This window comes from Fretibacterium sp. OH1220_COT-178, assembly GCF_003860125.1.
Taxonomy (GTDB): Bacteria; Synergistota; Synergistia; order Synergistales; family Aminobacteriaceae; genus CAJPSE01.
On record NZ_RQYL01000029.1, the window covers coordinates 18,392 to 37,108 of the forward strand.

At 59.8% G+C, this 18,717-nt stretch carries 16 protein-coding genes and 3 tRNA genes; 11 read left to right on the plus strand and 8 right to left on the minus strand.

Features of this window, described 5'->3' with window-relative positions:
* From EII26_RS11080 to EII26_RS11090, 3 genes are all read left to right on the plus strand, one after another.
* Positions 1–828 (plus strand): HAD-IIB family hydrolase, encoded by an 828-nt coding sequence (locus EII26_RS11080; protein WP_124889227.1) that lies wholly within the window; start codon positions 1–3, stop codon positions 826–828.
* Positions 819–1,415: a HutD/Ves family protein gene (locus EII26_RS11085; protein ID WP_124889228.1), complete on the plus strand. Its 597-nt coding sequence runs from the start codon at positions 819–821 to the stop codon at positions 1,413–1,415. The genes EII26_RS11080 and EII26_RS11085 overlap by 10 nt, the downstream gene beginning before the upstream one ends.
* A 366-nt stretch (positions 1,416–1,781) precedes the next feature.
* Positions 1,782–1,856, plus strand: a tRNA-Val gene (locus EII26_RS11090).
* Positions 1,857–2,001: 145 nt separating this feature from the next.
* Here EII26_RS11090 and EII26_RS11095 read toward each other — a convergent pair.
* The 5 genes from EII26_RS11095 to EII26_RS11120 all read right to left on the minus strand — a co-directional run bounded on the left by EII26_RS11095 (position 2,002) and on the right by EII26_RS11120 (position 6,786).
* Positions 2,002–2,202, minus strand: coding sequence for a cold-shock protein (locus EII26_RS11095; RefSeq protein ID WP_124889229.1), 201 nt, complete (start codon positions 2,200–2,202; stop codon positions 2,002–2,004).
* A gap of 528 nt (positions 2,203–2,730) precedes the next feature.
* Positions 2,731–3,789, minus strand: coding sequence for a hypothetical protein (locus tag EII26_RS11100; protein ID WP_124889230.1), 1,059 nt, complete (start codon positions 3,787–3,789; stop codon positions 2,731–2,733).
* Positions 3,790–4,676: 887 nt separating this feature from the next.
* Positions 4,677–4,868, minus strand: coding sequence for a 50S ribosomal protein L32 (gene rpmF / locus EII26_RS11110; RefSeq protein WP_124889232.1), 192 nt, complete (start codon positions 4,866–4,868; stop codon positions 4,677–4,679).
* Between the two features lie 76 nt (positions 4,869–4,944).
* Positions 4,945–5,517 carry a DUF177 domain-containing protein gene (locus tag EII26_RS11115; protein ID WP_158612296.1) on the minus strand — a complete coding sequence of 191 codons (573 nt, stop codon included), beginning with the start codon at positions 5,515–5,517 and terminating at the stop codon, positions 4,945–4,947.
* A 69-nt stretch (positions 5,518–5,586) separates the two neighbouring features.
* Positions 5,587–6,786: an acetate/propionate family kinase gene (locus tag EII26_RS11120; RefSeq protein WP_124889243.1), complete on the minus strand. Its 1,200-nt coding sequence runs from the start codon at positions 6,784–6,786 to the stop codon at positions 5,587–5,589.
* Positions 6,787–6,896: 110 nt separating this feature from the next.
* On the opposite strand from EII26_RS11120, the gene EII26_RS11125 reads away from it, so the two are divergent.
* Positions 6,897–8,120, plus strand: coding sequence for a tRNA(Met) cytidine acetate ligase (locus EII26_RS11125; protein WP_124889234.1), 1,224 nt, complete (start codon positions 6,897–6,899; stop codon positions 8,118–8,120).
* Positions 8,121–8,256: 136 nt separating this feature from the next.
* On the opposite strand, the gene EII26_RS11130 is transcribed toward EII26_RS11125, so the two are convergent.
* Both EII26_RS11130 and EII26_RS11135 read right to left on the minus strand, forming a co-directional pair.
* Positions 8,257–8,333: transfer RNA gene (locus EII26_RS11130), tRNA-Arg, on the minus strand.
* 28 nt (positions 8,334–8,361) lie between these two features.
* Positions 8,362–8,455 (minus strand) — tRNA-Ser (locus tag EII26_RS11135).
* Positions 8,456–8,720: 265 nt separating this feature from the next.
* Between EII26_RS11135 and murJ the strand changes: the two genes are divergently transcribed.
* From murJ to EII26_RS11160, 5 genes are all read left to right on the plus strand, one after another.
* Entirely contained in the window at positions 8,721–10,292 is a 1,572-nt protein-coding gene (gene murJ / locus EII26_RS11140) for a murein biosynthesis integral membrane protein MurJ (protein WP_233572727.1), read from the plus strand.
* Positions 10,293–10,326: 34 nt separating this feature from the next.
* Complete coding sequence (locus EII26_RS11145) at positions 10,327–10,884, plus strand: hypothetical protein (protein ID WP_124889235.1); 558 nt, start codon at positions 10,327–10,329, stop codon at positions 10,882–10,884.
* On the plus strand, positions 10,881–11,924 hold the full coding sequence (tsaD, locus tag EII26_RS11150; protein WP_124889236.1) for a tRNA (adenosine(37)-N6)-threonylcarbamoyltransferase complex transferase subunit TsaD: 1,044 nt from the start codon (positions 10,881–10,883) through the stop codon (positions 11,922–11,924). Before EII26_RS11145 ends, tsaD begins: the two co-directional genes overlap by 4 nt.
* 146 nt (positions 11,925–12,070) lie before the next feature.
* Positions 12,071–12,985, plus strand: coding sequence for a helix-turn-helix domain-containing protein (locus EII26_RS11155; protein ID WP_158612297.1), 915 nt, complete (start codon positions 12,071–12,073; stop codon positions 12,983–12,985).
* 183 nt (positions 12,986–13,168) lie between these two features.
* Positions 13,169–14,299 carry a hypothetical protein gene (locus tag EII26_RS11160; RefSeq protein ID WP_124889238.1) on the plus strand — a complete coding sequence of 377 codons (1,131 nt, stop codon included), beginning with the start codon at positions 13,169–13,171 and terminating at the stop codon, positions 14,297–14,299.
* A 128-nt stretch (positions 14,300–14,427) separates the two neighbouring features.
* Here EII26_RS11160 and EII26_RS11165 read toward each other — a convergent pair whose 3' ends face one another.
* Positions 14,428–15,885, minus strand: coding sequence for a hypothetical protein (locus EII26_RS11165; RefSeq protein WP_124889239.1), 1,458 nt, complete (start codon positions 15,883–15,885; stop codon positions 14,428–14,430).
* A gap of 566 nt (positions 15,886–16,451) precedes the next feature.
* Between EII26_RS11165 and EII26_RS11170 the strand changes: the two genes are divergently transcribed.
* Both EII26_RS11170 and hydA read left to right on the plus strand, forming a co-directional pair.
* On the plus strand, positions 16,452–17,189 hold the full coding sequence (locus tag EII26_RS11170) for an isochorismatase family protein (protein WP_124889240.1): 738 nt from the start codon (positions 16,452–16,454) through the stop codon (positions 17,187–17,189).
* A 124-nt stretch (positions 17,190–17,313) separates the two neighbouring features.
* Positions 17,314–18,717: dihydropyrimidinase (gene hydA, locus EII26_RS11175; protein WP_124889241.1), on the plus strand; the 1,404-nt coding region annotated here is incomplete at its 3' end.

An 18,717-nucleotide genomic window follows, 5' to 3' on the forward strand; every position in this document is an offset into this window, starting at 1 on the left:
ATGGGCCCCAAGTACGTGTTTTTCGACATCGACGGCACGCTGGTGAGCCACGTGGGGACCAGCCACATCCCCGGGGCCACGCGCAGGGCCGTAGCTCTGTTGCGGCAAAACGGCCATATTCCCGCCATCGCGACGGCGCGCAGCTCCTTTCTGACCCACAGGGTCGCTCGAGAACTGGACATCGATCTTCTTGTTTGCTGCAACGGCGCCCATATTTTGAACGGCACGGAGGTCCTGAGTGCCTCCTGGATATCCGATGAAGCGCTCCGTCTCTTCCGGAGAGCCGCTCCATGTTGCTCCGACCATCCGGCGGCGATCGACGACCGCTATGTCTACACGGAAGATCAGGACCAAGAGTTCAGGGACTACCTCAACGGCCAGGCCGGCTACTCCTGCATCCGTCCGTTCACGAGGCTGCATCGGGCTTTTCTGCTCTACGCCTTCTCTTCCGGCCCCTGGCTTCCCGCAGTCCTCGAGACCGCGAGCCAAGACCTCGCGCTCGAGCGAACTCCGCATTTCACCGAGGCACGCCCGGCCGGGACGTCGAAGTGGGCGGGTATTCTGACGGTCGTACGGCGCTTCGGCGCCGCCCCCGGCGACGTCGTCGCCTTCGGAGACGGGACCAACGACGTGGAGATGCTGCGCAGTGCCTCCGTGGGGGTTGCGGTAGGGGGAGCGCCGGACACAATCAAGGCCGCGGCCGACCTCGTAACGAACGATATCGATGAAGGCGGCATTCTGAGGGCCTGCATCGATTTGGGGCTGATCGACGGGCCAAAGGACGAAGGGACACCAAACTTTATGGGGAGGAACGCATCATGCGGATAAGTGTGACACGCAGGGAGGAACAACGGGTCGGCTCCTGGGCCGGAGGGACGACGACGCAGCTGGCCATCGGCCCGGAGGGAGCGGATTACGCCGCGCGTCGCTTCGAGTGGCGTATCAGCAGCGCCCGGGTGGACCTGGACGAATCCGACTTCACCCCGCTTCCCGGCTTTCAGCGTATCCTGATGATTTTGGAGGGCGCAGTGCACCTGACCCACGAGGGTATCCGCGAGGTTGACCTGGGCCCCTTCGAGCAGGACTCGTTCGAGGGGGCCTGGAAGACCCGAAGCCGTGGGCGCTGCGTCGACTTCAATTTAATGACCGCCAGGGGATGGAGTGGGGCCGTAGCGGCCCTGAGCCCTATCCCCGGAGCTCCCGTCTCAGTTCCGCTCGCCGGTGCGATCGAGGCGTTCTATTGTCTGCAGGACGCCGTCATCGTCACGATCGGCTCCGCCGGAGGAGGACATACGGAGCTCCTCGATCGAGGGGATTTTCTGCTCATCGAGTCCCCTGCACCGGAAGCGGTGCTCACCGTAACGACCCGGGAGGAAAGAACAGCAGGAGTGCATGCGACCCTGACCAGGACATAGGTCCCGTTCCCATTTCCTGGAAACACAGCGATTCCCCTTCGCGAACGAAAAAATCATGTACTCAGGCCCCCACGCGACAGATCGAACGGCTGGGCGCCACATTCTGTCGTCAGATTACGGACTCGAATTTCAGAGATGCCTGACGGGGAGTAAAGCCGTTTACAGGCCGCATTGCCGCCTCTACAAATGAAGTTTCCAGCCGACTTATGGGGCCGACAATGGTTTTGCGAAGGACTTCATGATGTTCATTTTGCCTGCAGCCAAGCTGCATATCCGCAAAGGCCAAGGTAAAATATTATGAATTTATGTTTATTTGACAAGGACGAGCTCCTTGATATAATGTCTCACTGTCGGGCAAAATTACAGGGGTGGTTAGTTCAGAGGTAGAACGCTTCCTTGACACGGAAGAGGTCAGAAGTTCGATTCTTCTACCACCCACCACTGATAGCAAGGGTTTGGGAGTTTTTCCCGAACCTTTTTTGTTTTGCTCAGAATTCACTCGACAAAGAAGAAAACAAACGAGGCCCCCAAAGGACCTCGTTGACGCTGACAAAATATCTGGAACTAAAAGGATTTGAGGAGAGGCTTAAATCTTTTCGACGTTGGCAGCCTGGGGACCCTTTTCGCCGTTCACGATCTCGAAAGACACCTTCTGGCCTTCAGCAAGGGTTTTAAATCCATCACCAAGAATGGCACTGTAGTGAACAAAAACGTCTTTCCCTTCGTCAGCCGTAATAAAACCATACCCCTTGCTTTCGTTGAACCACTTCACGGTACCCTGAGCCATTAAGAAAAGCCTCCTAAAACGAACAAAATTACCGACACTAAAGGCGGTGTATATACAGATTACAGTGCTCGAAGAAATATGTCAAGGGGCACTTGTGTCTTTTGTCGTTGTTCAATGATAATGTCACCCTATAAGTGGCCAATGCCCCCCGCACGGCAGGTCTTTTTGGAGAATATCGCCACGGAGCAGGAGAGAGCGGCATTGTCTCAAAAGATTTCAAGCGCATCGAGGTCCTGGTTTATAGCCGAGGCTATAAACCACGCGTCGACAACGCGGCAACCATGCCGCCTGTCGACGTAAGCGACCGGCACGGCATCTGCGGCTTAAAGCCGCAGAGAGCCGGCCGTCTGCTTATGGGCCTCCGTCGCAGGCCGATCATCTTATGAGGGCGGCATACTTTGCCTTCCAGAGGCATTCAGGCCCGACGTTTTCCTACGAGATACCGGTGTTCCTAGACACTTATTTCCTTCCAACCGAGGCTCTGAACCTGCACGGAAAAAGATTTATTCTTTTTTCATCTCATCGATGCTATCTGTACAGGTATTGAACAGCCAAAAAGAATCCCAACAAGGCAAACCCCAGAAACGTAAAGAATATGAGATTTTCTCGCCCCGAGCTCTTGTTTTGCTTTTCAGGAAGAGGTGATTTTGTCCTCAGACGCAGGTCCTTATTTAGGGTCAAGAGTCCGCGCATTTCCTCGTTAATCGTTAAATAAATGTAAATTTTGTCCTCATGTTTCTCTATAGATTCGACGGGGAAAATCGAGGGTTGCTTCGTCGCCTTCAGAAATTGCTGCAACAGCCCCCCCGCACCGGTTCCGCTCGCTATCTGTACCTCCAGAAAATCGCCGGGAAGAAGCTCCGAAACGGCCTTGCCCCGTACCGGATCGATGAGGGGAAGACACTGAACGAGGATCCCTGCAAAAGACGTTTCCTCCTCAAGAGGGACCTCATCCGCAGAGGAGGCTTCTTCAGACGCGGCCTCCTCCAGAATACTCGCTTCAACGAGCTCCTTACGGGTCAAAAGCTCGTACTCACAGGAAACCTCCAGGAAATAATGTGTGGCCCGTTCGTACCCCTTGCGAATGGTCTCCGCAACTCGAGGCAAAATCTGTGCCCTGTCGCAGGTTTTTGCCTGAAAGAACGCCACTCGGTCGGTGGCTGGAAAAAGCTCCGAAAACAAGGAGCTCAATTTCTCTCCCCAGACCCTGTCGTAGGGGCCGATGTGGGGAATGAGCTTGTTGAACGTCCGCCAATCCAGATTGGCCTTGAGGCTGGCTAGAGAATCCGAACGGGAAACCCAGAAGGTCTGGAAAAGAGCCTCGCCCGTCTCTCCCTCGAAAATCAGGCAGAAACCTCCACACAGGTCACCGCGCTTGGGGGTGAAAAACGTGTATTTAAGGGCGAGATAGCTTGGGAGCGAGTCGTCAACGGAGGTTGCCTTCTGTTCCTCGACAGCGGACGCGGGACTTTCGACCGGCGAGGAGAGGGCCTCCGTTTCGATCTGAGATAAATCCGTCTTGTTTGCGTTCGGAGATGAAATTGAGGACATGAGATCGGCTCCTTTTACGCTCAGCTCTCCAGCCACTCTGAATGAATCTCAATCCTAAAACAGGGAAAACCAGTTGCGGCATTCACCCAAACACATCCGTGCCTCTTACGAAACGCAACGACCCCTTGCTGCCAGCAAGGGTTCCAGACCAATCCTACGTCGACAGATTTGCACTGCAAACAACATACGCAATCGCCTCAAGTTCTTTGCGACCCGACAAACCCTTTTATGACGACAAGACCCCGTTGAAACGAAATTATACCTTGCTTCAGCCCTTCAAACGAGAAGGGCTCGGCCCCGGCACTTCTTTCCTGGACAACATCTCGAATGCCCCAAAGCGACGTTCAAGGGACATCCTTTTCTCCACGCACAGGCCCACAACGACAGGCGACGACGGAGAAATGGGCGTACTTCCCCTCGCTATTTCACCGAAAAGCTTTTGGCGCTCCAAGACTTGCCTCGTTTCATCTCTCCGGCGATCAGCTCGAGATAGCGTCCGAAACAAGAGGGGCATCGCTTTGTGGAGGCGTTCGCCTCCGCTTCAAATTCCGTTTTGCATTGAATGCATCGAAACTTGGCCATGAAATCTCCTCCTATTCATCAGGTGAGCCCAAAGAAAGTCGCAGTCTTTTCATCCTGTTCTCGATCGGTTCAGGGAATCTTAATGATATCATAAATATCCTATTCAGGCCGTGTTGCCGGGCTGTGTTTCCGTGCACCCCCGATCGTTCGCAGACGACGGGCAGCGAGGCGGATGTCTTCTCGTCAGTCGTCCGTCATCGTTTCGTTTGCGGCCGCCCGCCTATCGTCCATAATCGATTTAGAGGAACAAGACCTCGGCCGCCAGCAGGGTCCGGTCCAAAGCAAGGGCCGAGGACGGATGCTCCATCCTCGGCCCCGAACCGTCCGTGGGACAATCCCTTTTATTCGGCAGCCTCGACCTCCACAATCTTGCGCCCTTTGTAATGCCCACAGGAAGGACAGGCGCGGTAGGTCATCGTGACCTCCCCGCAGCGGGGGCAAGCCTGAGTGGCAGGCGCAGTGAGGGAACCCAGCCAATGCGCCTTCCGCTGCGCCGTACGGGCGTGGGAAGTCTTTCTTTTGGGTGTAGCCATTTCTTGTTCCTCCTTCAAAAATCCTGAATTTTAAAATCAGGCTGTATCCAATATCTTCCACATCCGGAGATCCGGCTCAGGAATCCTGCTCGACCGAAAAACGACGCAAAACCTCCAGTCGAGGATCTCCTTCCACTCCGGAGCAGGTGCAGGGCCCCTTGTTGAGGTCAGCCCCACAACCCGGGCAAAGACCGGAACAATCTCCCTTGCAAAGCGGCTTGAGGGGCAAAAGCAGCAACAGGCTTTCCCAAACCTGATCGGATAAGTCCAAAGTCCGACCGAAAGCTTCCACCTCGACCGGCATGAAGCCCTCATCGGAAACCAATCGAGTGTCCTTGCCCAATTCAAGCCCAAGCAAAGAGTAAAGATACAACAATTCGTCCGATATTGCAAGCGAGGCTGGCTCGAGGCAACGCGCACATCTGCCGACGACGGGGGCATTCAGAGAGAGCCGTACGTGCAGGAGCGCAGGTTCGAGCCATCGCACCTCAGCCGAGACGCGGCAGCCTTCGGGAAGCTGGAAGTGCTGTCCCTCGAAATCCACTCCTCCGGACATCGAAAGATGCCAGCTCTCCTCGACCACGGCCTCGGTATCGTTGCGAGGAGGCAGCGCGACGACGCAGCGCCAATCCCCGATCCTTTTTTCCATCATCTCGGCCTCCCCGCCCGACAGCCTCATTTCGTCCTCTGGAGCAAAGCGGAAAACCGCCTTGTCGACCTATGCCTCGGAAACCAGACGCTTGGTGTCGCGGGCGATGACAAGTTCCTCATTCGTGGGGACCACCAACACGCGGACCTTGCTGCCCTCGGCGCCGATATCGGCTTCCTTGCCCCGCACATTGTTCTTCTCCCGATCGATCGAGATCCCCATGAACTCCAGTCCTTCGCAGACCATCGATCGGATCAGGGCGCTGTTCTCCCCCACTCCGGCGGTGAAGACGAGGACATCGATCCCTCCCATGGCCGCCGCATAAGCCCCGATGTACTTCCTGATCCCATAGGAAAGGACAGCAAGGGCCAGCTTGGAGCGGGCCTCGCCTCGGGCCGCCGCATCCTCGATATCCCTCAGGTCGCTGCTGAGACCGGAGACTCCAAGTATGCCGCTCTTCTTGTTCAGAAGGATGTCCACGTCCTTCACATCCAGCTTCTCGGCCTGGGCGATGAAGGGGATCAAGGCGGGGTCGATGTCGCCGCACCGGGTGCCCATCAGCACCCCCGCCAGCGGCGTGAACCCCATGGAGGTATCGACGGACCGGCCGCCGTCGACTGCGGTTATGGAGCTGCCGTTGCCGAGATGGCAGGTCACGATTTTCAGCTTTTCGATCGGCCTTCCCAGCATCTCGGCCGCACGGTGCGAAACGTAGTAATGGCTCGTACCGTGGAAGCCATAGCGCCGCACTTTATACTTCTCGTAATAGCCGTAGGGGATGCCGTAAATAAACGCGTGTTCCGGCATGCTCTGATGAAACGCCGTGTCGAACACCCCGACCTGAGGCACGGAGGGCAGGACCTCGGAGACGGCCTCGATGCCCATGATGTTGGCGGGGTTGTGCAGGGGCGCCAGGGGAATGCAGTCCTTCAGAGCAGCCATGACCTTGGCATCCAGCCTGACGGAGGACGCGAACTTCTCGCCCGCATGGACGACGCGGTGCCCAACCGCACTCAGCTCGTCGAGGGAGGAGAGCACCCCATGCCCCTTATCGAGCAAAGCCTCGATGACAAGTTTGATGCCCACCTTGTGATCGGGAATGGAAGTCTCCTGAAGCACGGCATCCATCCCCGTCTTGGTGTGCTTGATCCGAGAACCGTCGATGCCGATTCGCTCCACCAACCCCTTGGCGAGAACGCTTTCCTTATCCATATCGAAAAGCTGATATTTCAGGGAGGAACTACCGCAATTGATGACCAGAATTTTCATGTTCCGCATACCTGCCCTTCGGGTCGGGAAACAGTCGTCATAACCATCTCCCATTGATTTTTTGCACGCCGCCCCCGGCAAGACTCGCCCGACGGCGTTATACTTATGCCATGAACAGTCGATACATCAAGCCTCCCGTTGTCGGCATCGTCGCCGAATACAACCCCTTTCACAACGGCCACCGCTTGCACATGGAGGCCGCCAAGGCAAGCCTGCCCGGTGCAGTCTGCATCGTGGTGCTGTCGTCGAGCTTCACCCAAAGAGGTATCCCCGGTATCGTCGACAAATGGGCACGAGCCCGCATGGCCCTGCTCAACGGCGCAGACCTGGTGTTCGAGCTACCCTTTCTATTCGCCTGCAACGCGGCTCCGGAGTTCGGTGGAGGAGCAACGGACATTCTGGCACGCTCGGGCCTTGCAACCCACATCGCCTTCGGCATGGAGGACAACGGCTACGATATCAGCACAATCCTAGATATTCTAATCCAGGAACCCGCCTCTTTCAAGCAGAGGCTGCAACAAGGGCTCGCTCACGGTCGTTCCTATCCCAAGGCCGCTGCAGAGGCACTGGAGAGCCTGCACCCCGGAAGCGCGGCTTTCCTCTCGTCCCCGAACAACGCCTTGGCCCTCTCCTACCTGCTTCATATCCACAGACGCGGCTACCCTCTGGCCCCCGTTCCCATACGGAGGAGCGGAGGCGGGTATCACGAACTCACCCCCGGTCCATTGTCGAGCGCAACAGCCATCCGGTCCGCCCTGCGGGAGTCATGGGACACGCCATGGACGAAGGAGGCCATGCCTCCGGCGACACGGGCAATCCTCGACGAGGCAAAAACGATGGGCCGCCTTCGCCTCGATTCCGAACCCCTTTGGCCTCTGCTGCAGTTCCTTTTGCTGCACACTTCTCCCGAGGACCTGCGCCGCTTTGCGGGGATGGACGAGGGGATGGAGAACCTTTTCCTCAGGCATTACACGGTCGCGGCATCCTACGAGGACTTTATCGGACGTTGCGTCTGCGCACGCTACACCCGTTCCCGCATCCAACGCCAGACCATCCGCCTTTTGGCCGGAGTGGACCGCTGGTCCGCCCTAGCCGTCTCCCGGACCGGAGTCCCATACATCCGTCTTCTGGGCTGTACCCCCAAAGGAAGGGAATTACTGCGGGAAAGAGGAAAACACTCCTCAATCCCCATCATCACAAGGCTGGCCGCAGCCAAGGGGCCTGTGGGCAAGCTCGTAGCCGACGCGGAGTTTCGAGCCTCGAAACTTTACGAACTCCTCATTCCCGAGCCCGACATGAGGCGCGAGGAACGGCAGAGACCCTGTTTCGAATAGATACGGGAGGGATTACGCCGTTGGGAAAGTCTTTTCGGAGGGTATGAGCGGATCGGTACGCAAAAAAAGAACTGCATGACCGAGATCAGCAGTTCTTTGATTTTACCCGAAACATTGGAATTCAATTGGCAAAATATGGCGCGGCAGGCAGGATTCGAACCCACGACCTAAGGCTCCGTAGGCCTTCGCTCTATCCAGCTGAGCTACTGCCGCGCATGACCAGGCACTTTGGTGAAAGTCCTGGCGGTGAGTGAGAGATTCGAACTCTCGATAGAGGTTTTAGCCCCTATACTCGCTTAGCAGGCGAGTGCCTTCAGCCTCTCGGCCAACTCACCCCTTCAACGCACGAAGGATATTATAGCGTCTGAACGTCACTTGTCAATCTCTCATTTCAACCTCCTGATTTTTCATCCCGAAAAACCGGCCTTCCCCTCGTTCCCGCAAACTGCAGGGTCCCTCCGACTCATCTTGCGGTACAATAGCTCCCGACGGCGGACTTTTCTTTATCTATGCCGCATCGTTCAAGAAAAAGTCCTGCCCGGACGGAATCGCCGAAGAGCCAAGAGAATTGATTCCGTTCGCCGCAGAAAGGGCTGGGAAATGTTGCAGGAATCCTCCCGCATGGTGCGCCATGCAATGCTGATGATGGCCGGGACCCTGGTCAGCCGGGTGCTGGGCCTGGTCCGCGAGGTCGTCGTCGCCGCCTTTTTCGGGGCGACGCGAAGTCTCGATGCCTTCAACGTCGCCTACACTCTGGCCAACCTGGCCCGTCAGCTTTTGGCCGAGGGGGCCCTGTCCGCGGCATTTGTGCCCGTTTTTTCCCGCGCGCTCCTCGAGGGCCGGGAACGCGCCCTGTCCCTGGGCCGGCAGGCCATGACCGTTCTGATCGCGGCCTCCGGACTCATCGTGCTCCTCGGCATCTGGGGCGCTCCGTTGCTGACGCGTCTCATGGCCCCCGGATTCGACGCGGAAGCCATGGAGCTCACCACCGCATTGACGCGCTGGATGTTCCCCTTCCTGCTCCTCATCTCCCTGGCCGCCTTGACGATGGGCGCGCTGAACAGCCTGGGCTCCTTTTTCATACCCGCGCTCGCCCCCGCGTTCAGCAACCTCACCTTCATCATCACGGCACCGTTCTTCGTCGCGCGCTGGGGCGTCCATGGCCTGACGCTCTCCGTGCTCTGCGGCGGAGCCATGCACTTTCTCAGCCAGTGGCTTTGGGGCTGGCATATCGGGGCCGTCCTCACACCGAGCCGGCCGGATCTGAGGGACCCCGACCTGCGCAAGATGATGGCCCTCTTTCTCCCCTATGCCGCGGGGCTCTCCCTGAACCAGGTCAACCCGGTGATCAGCCGGATGCTGGGGTCCTTCCTCGAGGAGGGCAGCATATCGGTCCTCAACTACGCCAATCGGGTTCTTCAGCTCCCCCTGGGGCTCTTCGTCATCGCGATCTCCCAGGCCGTACTGCCCCAGCTGGCCCGATCACGAAGCTCCGAGGACTTTACGGAAACCCTGAGGCACGCGCTCCGCTTTGCCCTCTTCATCGTCCTTCCGGCCTCGGTCGGGCTCATTCTCATCTCGCGCCCCTTCGTCCACCTGATCTTCGTGCGTGGGGCCTTCGACGAAAGGGCATGGGAGGCGACTTCGATCTGCCTGAGCCTCGGCATGCTGGGACTGCCCGGAATGGCCTGTTCCACCGTCGTGATGCGGGGGCTTTACGCGCTCTCCATGCCCCGCGCCGCCTTCACCACGACGCTGTTCAGCGTCTCCTCCACGGCGATGCTCTCGCTGGCTCTGATGTTCCCGATGGGCTACGCCGGCCTGGCGCTCGCTCCGAGCATCGCCTTCACCCTGTCCAGCCTGCTCGGGGCCCGGTATGTCCGAAGGAAACTGGACCGACCGCTGGGCATCCTGACGCCCGGATGGGTTCTCGGAATCGCAGTTCCGCTTGTCCTGATGGGACTTTCCATCACGGCCTTCCAGGCCCTTTTGCCCTATCGGGCCCAGGGCGCGCTGGGGACGCGCGCTTTATGGTGTCTCAGCACGGTGCTGCTGAGTGCGTCAATCTACATTGTGGCGACAATGGCCCTGCGCTGCGAGGAGTGGCACTGGATTCGCGAGGCCGTCTCGCGAAAAAGAGGGGGGGGCTCCGCCCCCGGGCACTCCGATTAGCGCTTCCGACAACTCAACCTCAGGAGGTCTTTTTATGAGGAAAAACGCTATCAATCTGACGATTGTCCTTTTGTTCTGCGGCATTCTGCTCCAAACGCCCGCGTGGGGGCATGCGTCCAAGGGATGGAAAAAAGCCCTGGACGACCGGACCGTCCAAGTCTGGATCGACGCGCAGCGCCTGGACGACATCGTCCTGAACGCCCGTGCCGAGCTCAACGTCACCTGGCTGCCTCAGTCTCTGCGAAAACGCCTCGATCGGGACCGCGACGTCCACGATTGGGTGGAGAGGGGATTGAGTTTCTATTACAGCACGAACGAGGAGACGAGGCGAAGGATGAAGGGGCGCGACATCCTGGCCCTGAACTACCGAGCCGTCAAGAACTGGACCTTCGACCCCACCCGGCTGACCGTCGGGGGATACGCGGTGACCTCCGAGGACCTTCTGGGGCACCGAGACCTGCGCATCACGGGCGACCTGGCTCCCGGAACAGCGGGCACCCTGTACCTCTGCGTTCCCGCCCTGAAACCCAAGAGCAAGGTGGAGATCGTCCTGGAGGGGGACGGGGCGACGTTCGAGGTGCCCGCGAGATGATCGGCGGCGGACCGCTCGGCGCGGAGGCGCTGACGCTGGGCATCGAGACGAGCTGCGACGACACGGGGGTCGCCCTGATCCGCGGGGAGCGCACGGTCGTCGCCGAACTGCTCTCCAGCCAGATTCGGGATCATGCCCGGTTCGGCGGCGTGGTCCCCGAGTTCGCGGCGCGCAAGCACCTGGAGAACCTGCTCCCCCTCGTCGACTCCGTCCTGCGCACCGCAAACGTCTCGGGAAAGGATCTGGGCCTGATCGCCGTAACCCGAGGCCCCGGCCTGATGGGCTCGCTGATGGTGGGGGTCCAGGCGGCGCGAGCCCTCTCCCAGGCGTGGGGCGTCCCCGTGATCGGCGTCAACCATCTGGAGGGGCACCTCTTCGCCCCGATGGTCGACGCGGACGACCTGCGCCCGCCCTTTCTGTCCCTGATCGTCTCGGGAGGCCATACGGAGATCGTCCGCGTGGACGCCCTGGGACGTTACGCACTGTTGGGCGAGACACGCGACGACGCGGCGGGAGAGGCCTACGACAAGGCCGCCCGGGTGATGGGGCTCCCCTACCCCGGCGGCCCGGAGATCGACCGCATGGCGCGCGAGGGGGACCCCGGCGCCTTCGATTTTCCCGTGCCCCTCGAGCACACGAAGGAGATCGAGTTCAGCTTCAGCGGGCTGAAGACGGCCCTGCTCTGGCAGGTGAAGCGGCTGAACGAAGAGGGACGCGAGCTTCCTCTCCCCGACCTCTGTGCCTCGTTCCAGCGGGCTGTGACGAAGGCCCTGATCGCCAAGGTGAGCCTGGCCGTCCGCAAGACGGGCATCCGGTCGGTCACGGTGTCCGGCGGAGTGGCGGCCAACAGCGCCCTGCGGACGGCGCTGACGCACTCCAGGGAGGCCCGGCGGTGGCGCGCCTGGCTCCCCGGTTTTGGCCGATGCACGGACAATGCCGTCATGATCGCGGCGGCGGGCCGCAATGCGTGGAATCGGGGCGTCCGCAGCCCGAAGGACCTGACGCCCGACCCGTCGCTTGGGATCGGGGGGACGGACTGAACGCTTCGCCCGCCCCCTTCGGCCGTGGCCGCATTCCGACCGTTTCGTCCCACTGAGCCGGGAGGATGCCGGCCGCACACCATAAATGAAAGTCGGGTGAGCCTGCAATGCGGGAGAACCTTGCGCAAGCCCCTCCCCGCCCCTGGGTGCCGTTTCGGGAATTCATCGGGAACAACCCTTATCTGGGCTTTTTCAGGACGAACGACCTGACCGTCATCGTAAGCCGCAGGCCAGTCTCAATGTTGCCGGCCTCCTACAGGCACGAGAGCGTCCAGTTTTTCATCGCTCTTTCGCCGGTGCACGGCGGGTCCCGGGACGGACGGCCGATCTTCGTCCCCGGCGGAACCGTCTATCCCGTCAACGGCAGCCAGTCCCATGCGGTGACCGAGCCGATCCCCAACGTCTCGTTCATCAGCCTCTATTTCAGATATCCCTTCTTCCAAAAGATGTGCCGCACCCTGCGCGGCAGCCCCGACACGGAGTTCGAGAACGGCCTGATCGAGTACGACGCCGAGCTCAAGGGGCTGATGCACGCGTTCTTTCGCGAGTACGGCGGAGGGCGGAGGGGCAATCCCTACATCGGCTCCGACGTGATGATCGGCAGCATCGTCACGCAGCTCGCGGTGTCCCTCATTCGCCGCCTGCGCTTCACCGCGGCGCCCGCCCAGGAACCGCAGGGCGCCTCGGAAATGGAGCGGGCCGTCGAGCATCTGAACGAGAACCCCGCCCCCTGCACCCTCTCGGAGCTCTCCCGAATGGTCAACGTGAATCGGTTCACCGTCCTGCGCAAGTTCCGCGAGCATACGGGCGTCACGCCCCACCAGTTTCAGATGACGGTCCGCATCCACAGGGCCATGGATATCCTGAAGGACCCTCATTTGCCTATCGCCGAGGTCGGCGAACTCTGCGGTTTCTCCAACCCCAGCCACTTCGCGCGCGTATTCCGAAAAAAAACCGGGCTCTCCCCCACCGAATACCGCAGACAATTTCTCTCTGACATGGCACGTCGGCAATCCAAGGCCCCTCAAAAAGTCAACAACGGAACAGCAAATGGGCAATAACGGAACAGCCCCTTGGGCTTTGGCGTGGTAATCTGAGAGCGGCACAGAGGCTCATTCCTCTCCGGGCCTTTTCGGAACGGAGTTTTCCTATGTCAAAACCGGGGGGAATGTGTGCCCGGATGATGCGGCCGTCGGGAAACGGACGTACGCATCACAGGCCATTTCGGAAAGGAGTAGGATGCCGTGATGAGGAAGCATGCGAAGCGATTCGGGGGGATGTTGTCGGTTCTGCTCGTCTTGGCGGCTGCGTTCGTCGTGGGGACCGGTTCGGCGGCGAGCGCGGCGGAGTTCGGACTCCATTATACCTCCTCGGCAGGGCAGGAGGGATATGCGACCAGCGCCGTCGGCGTAACGACGGAGGTTTTGGTGCTCAAGGAGATGTTCTTGGGTGAGCGTGTGGACTTTCTGGCCTCGGACGATTGCAACGCAGGCCTTTGGGCTCAAAGCTGGCGATTGGAATCTCTTGTCGAGGACAAGGTCAAATATGCCAGCGGCGGAGGGGGAATTGGCAAAGCATTCTTCCCCAACACCGCAAAGTCGGGCGAGGTGGGCAATCTTCTGCTTTGGGTAGCTTCAGCAACCCTTAATCCAGCGGACGTGACCTCCTTCGATCTGAAGGGGATCACCGCGAAGAGCCCGCTTCAGGTGACACCGGACAAGGCGGCCATCGCCATCGACACGTCCGTGGCGTCGGAGGACAAAATCGTCGTGTCGATCACGCCGAAGAAGGGGGCGGTCAGCCAGGACCTCGAGGTCGCCGGCGTCTCCTTTGACTTCGATCCCGCAAAACTGGACGCGGCCAAGCTCACCCTCGCCTGGGACGGAGCGAAAAAAGAAATTCAGGCCAAGGCTCTGGATGCGGCCTATGTCGCCAAGAACGTCCCGGTGAAGGCTGAGGTCGGGTTCACGTTCGTCGGCTGCGACAGCCAGGACTGGGCACTCTCCGAGGACGTGAACTTCACGGTCACGTCCGGGCCGGGGCATCCCGCGACCGTCACCGTGACGGCCACCGCGGGGGCCGGCGGCACCATCGCCCCGAGCGGTGCCGTCTCCGTAGCCTATGGGGCGGATCAGGCCTTTACGATCTCGCCGGACGTGGGGCAAAAGATCAAGGACGTGAAGGTGAACGGCGCCTCCGTCGGAGCAGTGCCCGCCTACACGATGAAGAACGTCACGGCCGACGGCTCCATCGAGGCCACCTTCGAGCCCTCCGGTGGCGGTGGGAGCGGTGGCGGTGGTGGCGGATGCTCCGCGGTTCACGCCGGACTGGCGATGCTCCTCGCCGTGCCGCTGTTGTTCCGCAAAAAGGACTGATCCCGCTTTCCATCCTGCACAACCTCCCGTCTCTCCGAAAAGGACGCCCCCTGCGACAAGCAGGGGGCGTCCTTTTCGGAACCCCACGGGGCTCGAAGCGCCCACGCTCTCCAAGGGGCCCCCTTCCGTCACCCCATCCTGTCCCGAATGTCGTTCGCCATCTCCAGCAGCCTTCGCCTCACCATGGCCTGCTGCTTGCGGGCGGGCGGGATCTTCCGCAGACACCATTCGAGCGCAGCGGACGCGGCGCGGACCATCACGTCCTCCCGTGAGAAGCGAATTCCCCAAGAGTCCATCTGGACCATCCACGCTCCTCCCCTGCACCAGCAATTGAGCCCGGGCAGCTGATTGTGATCCTCCTCGGACGCCAGAACGATTTGACGCCCGGGATTCCGCGTCATGGTACGGGCAACATGCTCGAGCCCACGGGCGTATTGGTCCAGATTGACCCTGACGGGCCGTCCCGCCATCAGGGTCAGACTGCAGCTTTCGAACCCGCCCTCCTCCATGCGGCGCTGCATCTCCTCCAACTGAAAAATGGAGATCGACAGGACCTTATCGGAACTGGTCCGACGCTCAAAAATCTCCTCGAGCAGCCGGTTCTCCCTGAGGCAGCGCCGGATCATCGCGGTGCTCACGCCGTTGTCGGACAAAATTTCCTCCAACAGCGCGGGATCCGTAGCCGCGAACACCGGGACGGGCAAAAAGGCGCATATCGGCCCATCCTGCCGGTCGGACTGCAGCAACTCGCCCAGAGAGGGCAGAAGCCGACTTTGAGAAAAATCCCTGAACAGGGGGCGGCTGGACGCCTGGACCATCTCGACGACCCGCTTGTGCTGCGCGATGGAGCGGGCATCGGAGAACACGGTGGTATCGCAATGCCCCGGCCCCATGGAGAGCCCCATGACGGAGCGGGCGTGCTCCAGGATGAAAAAGGAGAACCAGTGGACCTCCGCGTCGTAATACTCATGGTAGTGCCAGTCGACGTTCCGGTGAAAGAGAAGAGGGCTGCAAAACCGAAAGAAATGAAAAAACTGCTCGTGATAAACCGTGAAGTGGACGACGAAGGTAGCCCGAAAGCCGCGCTCGAGAAGCCGATAGAGCCGATCCTGCCAGCGGCGGACGTAATCCGGATCCTCCAGCAACCAGCGGTACTGCTCGCACTCGATGAAGATGATTCTCCCCGGCTCGGGCATCGCCTCGGCCAGATCCAATACCTCGGAGATCGCGTCGCGCCTTCCCTCCCCCCCCTCATAGATAAGGACCTTCGCGACGCAGGCAGCCCTAGACACCTCCAGAAAGACGGGTTCCAGGGGCAGGGAGGCCCTGCTCAACAAAAAAGCCTGAAGCCGGGCCCGTATGGCTCCCTGCGTATCCAGGGCATCCAGGGGATTGAGCTCCTTCAGAATCTCGATGACGCGTGAAGCCCTCTCTTCATCCTCAAGCAGGAAAAAATCCAGGAGAGGCCCAAAATGTCCCGAGTGCTCGGACAAACGCCGCCGACCGCTCTTCCATTTGCTCACCAGGCTGGCATCGACGTGGAGATGCCTGGCGAGAACGGTCACGGGGACCCCCAATCGGGCCAACAGCAGCGCAAAGGGCGGTGAGTGATCCGTTTGCGTTTTCCTTCTGTTTCCGGGCGGGTTCGGTGTCATAGCCATCGACCTCGCTGATTCGAGCTCCGTTCATGCAAAAGACGCGGCACGATCCAGTCCGTGCATACTTTTATAATGCCCCTTGCCCCTCCTGTCAAGGGTTCGTCACAGGACACAACCCTGACAAAGCCTCTGAGGCCCTTCACAAACCTCCTGCCATGGGTTAGGATGTATCCGTCACAGGATGTCGATCGACAATTTCTCTAAAACAGAAAAAAGCAACCTGGTAAACTTTTCAAATTTCCACATGAAATTCGCGATGCCCTTCGCTGTCCGGAGGCGAAAGATCGTCGCACCAACCTCATGGGTCCACCGGGAGATACTCTTCAAGCAGCGCACAACCGTCCTTGCCATGGCGGCGGAGCTTCATAACCGCTCGAGAAACCAGTGTTTCTTGCTCTTTTCGTGAGCCTGAACCGACCGTTTTTCGGCACCACGGAACTTTCTATCGATTACGGTTTCCGTAAACCAAATCAAACGATCGAGGAGTGATTATGATGGCGGAGAACAAGGATTATAAATTTGTGGACAAGTACGGCTTCAACGAGGAGCTTCTGAAGGAGGCCTTTGCCGAGGCCCGCAAGATCTACAAGGAGCGCGGCTTCATGCGCAAGATGGGAATGGGAAAGGCCCCGGCGATCACCACCGTCGACATGGCCAAGGCCTGGATGAGCGAGGGACACGTGTTCACGTGCGACCACTCCAACGAGGTCTGCGCCGAGGCGCTCAAGGTCCTCGAGGCGGGAAGAAAGTCCGGCGTGCCGATTTTCCACACCACTACGGGCTACATTGGCGAGCGTCAGTGGGACCTTCCCCGCTGGGACGAGAAGATCCCGATGAGCGCGCTCGACATCAGCTCGCATTGGCTCGAGATCGATCCCAAGCTGAAGCCCCGCCCGGAGGAACCCGTCATCCATAAGAAGTACGCGTCCAACTTCTTCGGTACGCACCTGGCTCAGACCCTGACCTACCTGGGCGTGGACACCGTCATCGTCATGGGTGCGACCTCCTGCGCCTGCGTCCGCCACACCGTCATGGACTCCACCGGCTACGGCTTCAAGACCGTCATCCCCGAGGGGACGATCGGCGACCGTGTGCCCGGCGTCATCGAGTGGAACCTGTTCGACATGGAGGCCAAATTCTGCGATGTGGAGCCCGTCGACGTCGTCGTGAAGTACCTCGAGGGCATCGATCCCAGCGTTTACAAGAAGCCCGAGAGGAAATACGGCAACTGAACCGGTTATCGGCAAGCGCCGCATCGCCACGTTGTGAGCGCTTCCGCCTTTCCCCAAGGGGGCGCCGCGCAGGCGCCCCCTTTTCATCCGCTGCAAGCCTCAGGAAGAAAAGGAGATGAAACGCATGAGCCTCTTGATAAAGAACGGCACGATCGTCACCTCCGTCAACGAGTTCCAGGGCGATATCTACATCGAGGACGGCAAGTTCAAGGAGATAGGGACCAAACTGGACGTGAAGGCGGACAAGGTGGTGGATGCCTCCGGCAAGTTCGTCTTCCCGGGCGGGGTGGACGAGCACGTTCACTACGGGTCCTTCGGGGGGCGTCTTTTCGAGACGACGGACGCCGCCGCGGTGGGCGGCACCACGACCATCATGGACTTCGCCCCCCAGGACAAGGACGTTCCCCTGCTGGAGGCCATCCGCAGACAGGCCGCAAAGGCCGAGAACGTCGCCTGCGTGGACTACGGCTTCCACGGAATCATCATGGATCCCAAGGATTCCGTCTTCGAAGAGATCGAACACCTTCCCGAGGTGGGGGTATCCTCCCTCAAGCTCTTCATGGCCTACAAGGGCACCAGTTTCTACTCGGACGACGAATCCATCCTCAAGGCCATGATGCTGGCGAAGAAGTTTGGGATCACCATGATGGTTCACGCCGAGAACGCCGACATGATCGCCGTGCTTCAGAAATATTATCTGGACCAGGGCAAAACGGATCCCGTCTATCATTACTATTCCCGTCCGCCCGTCGCCGAGGACGAGGCCACGAGCAGGGCCATCTATCTCGCAAAGATGGCGGACTGCCCGCTCTTCGTGGTGCACGTCAGCACGAAGGGAGCGATGGAGGCCATACGCGACGCCCACATCGCGGGGCAGCCCGTCTTCGGGGAGACCTGCACCCACTACCTGACCCTGACCACGGATTGCCTGGCCAAGCCCGACTTCGAGGGGGCAAAATACGTTTGTTCTCCTCCCCTGCGCCCGCAGCTTCATCAGGACGCCCTTTGGGAGGCCGTGAGGGAGGGCTGGCTGATAGGAGTCGGCTCCGACCACTGCGCCCTCGACGGAGGCTACGAGATCACGAAGAAAAAGGGCATGGGCAACTTCGCCAAGATCCCCAACGGATGTCCGGGCGTTCAGGATCGCTTGGTTCTGCTTTGGACCTACGGGGTCCTGAAGGGAAAGATTACGCGCCAGAAGTTCGTCGATCTGGCCTGCACCACGCCGGCGAAGATGTCGGGACTCTACCCCCGAAAAGGATTGATCGCCGTCGGATCGGACGCGGACGTAGTGGTTTTCGACCCCGATTTCAAGGGGACGATCACCAACGCCACGAGCCTTCACGGCATAGACTACAGTCCCTTCGAGGGGTTCCCCATCCAGGGGCGCCCGGAACTGGTCTTCCTCCGGGGAAAGCTCGTGGCCGAGAAGGGAAAGTTCGTCGGAGAGAAGGGCAAGGGCGAGTGGGTGCGCAGCAAGCCCTATGCGCTCTGTTACGACTATTACAAACTTCAGGAAAAACTGCCC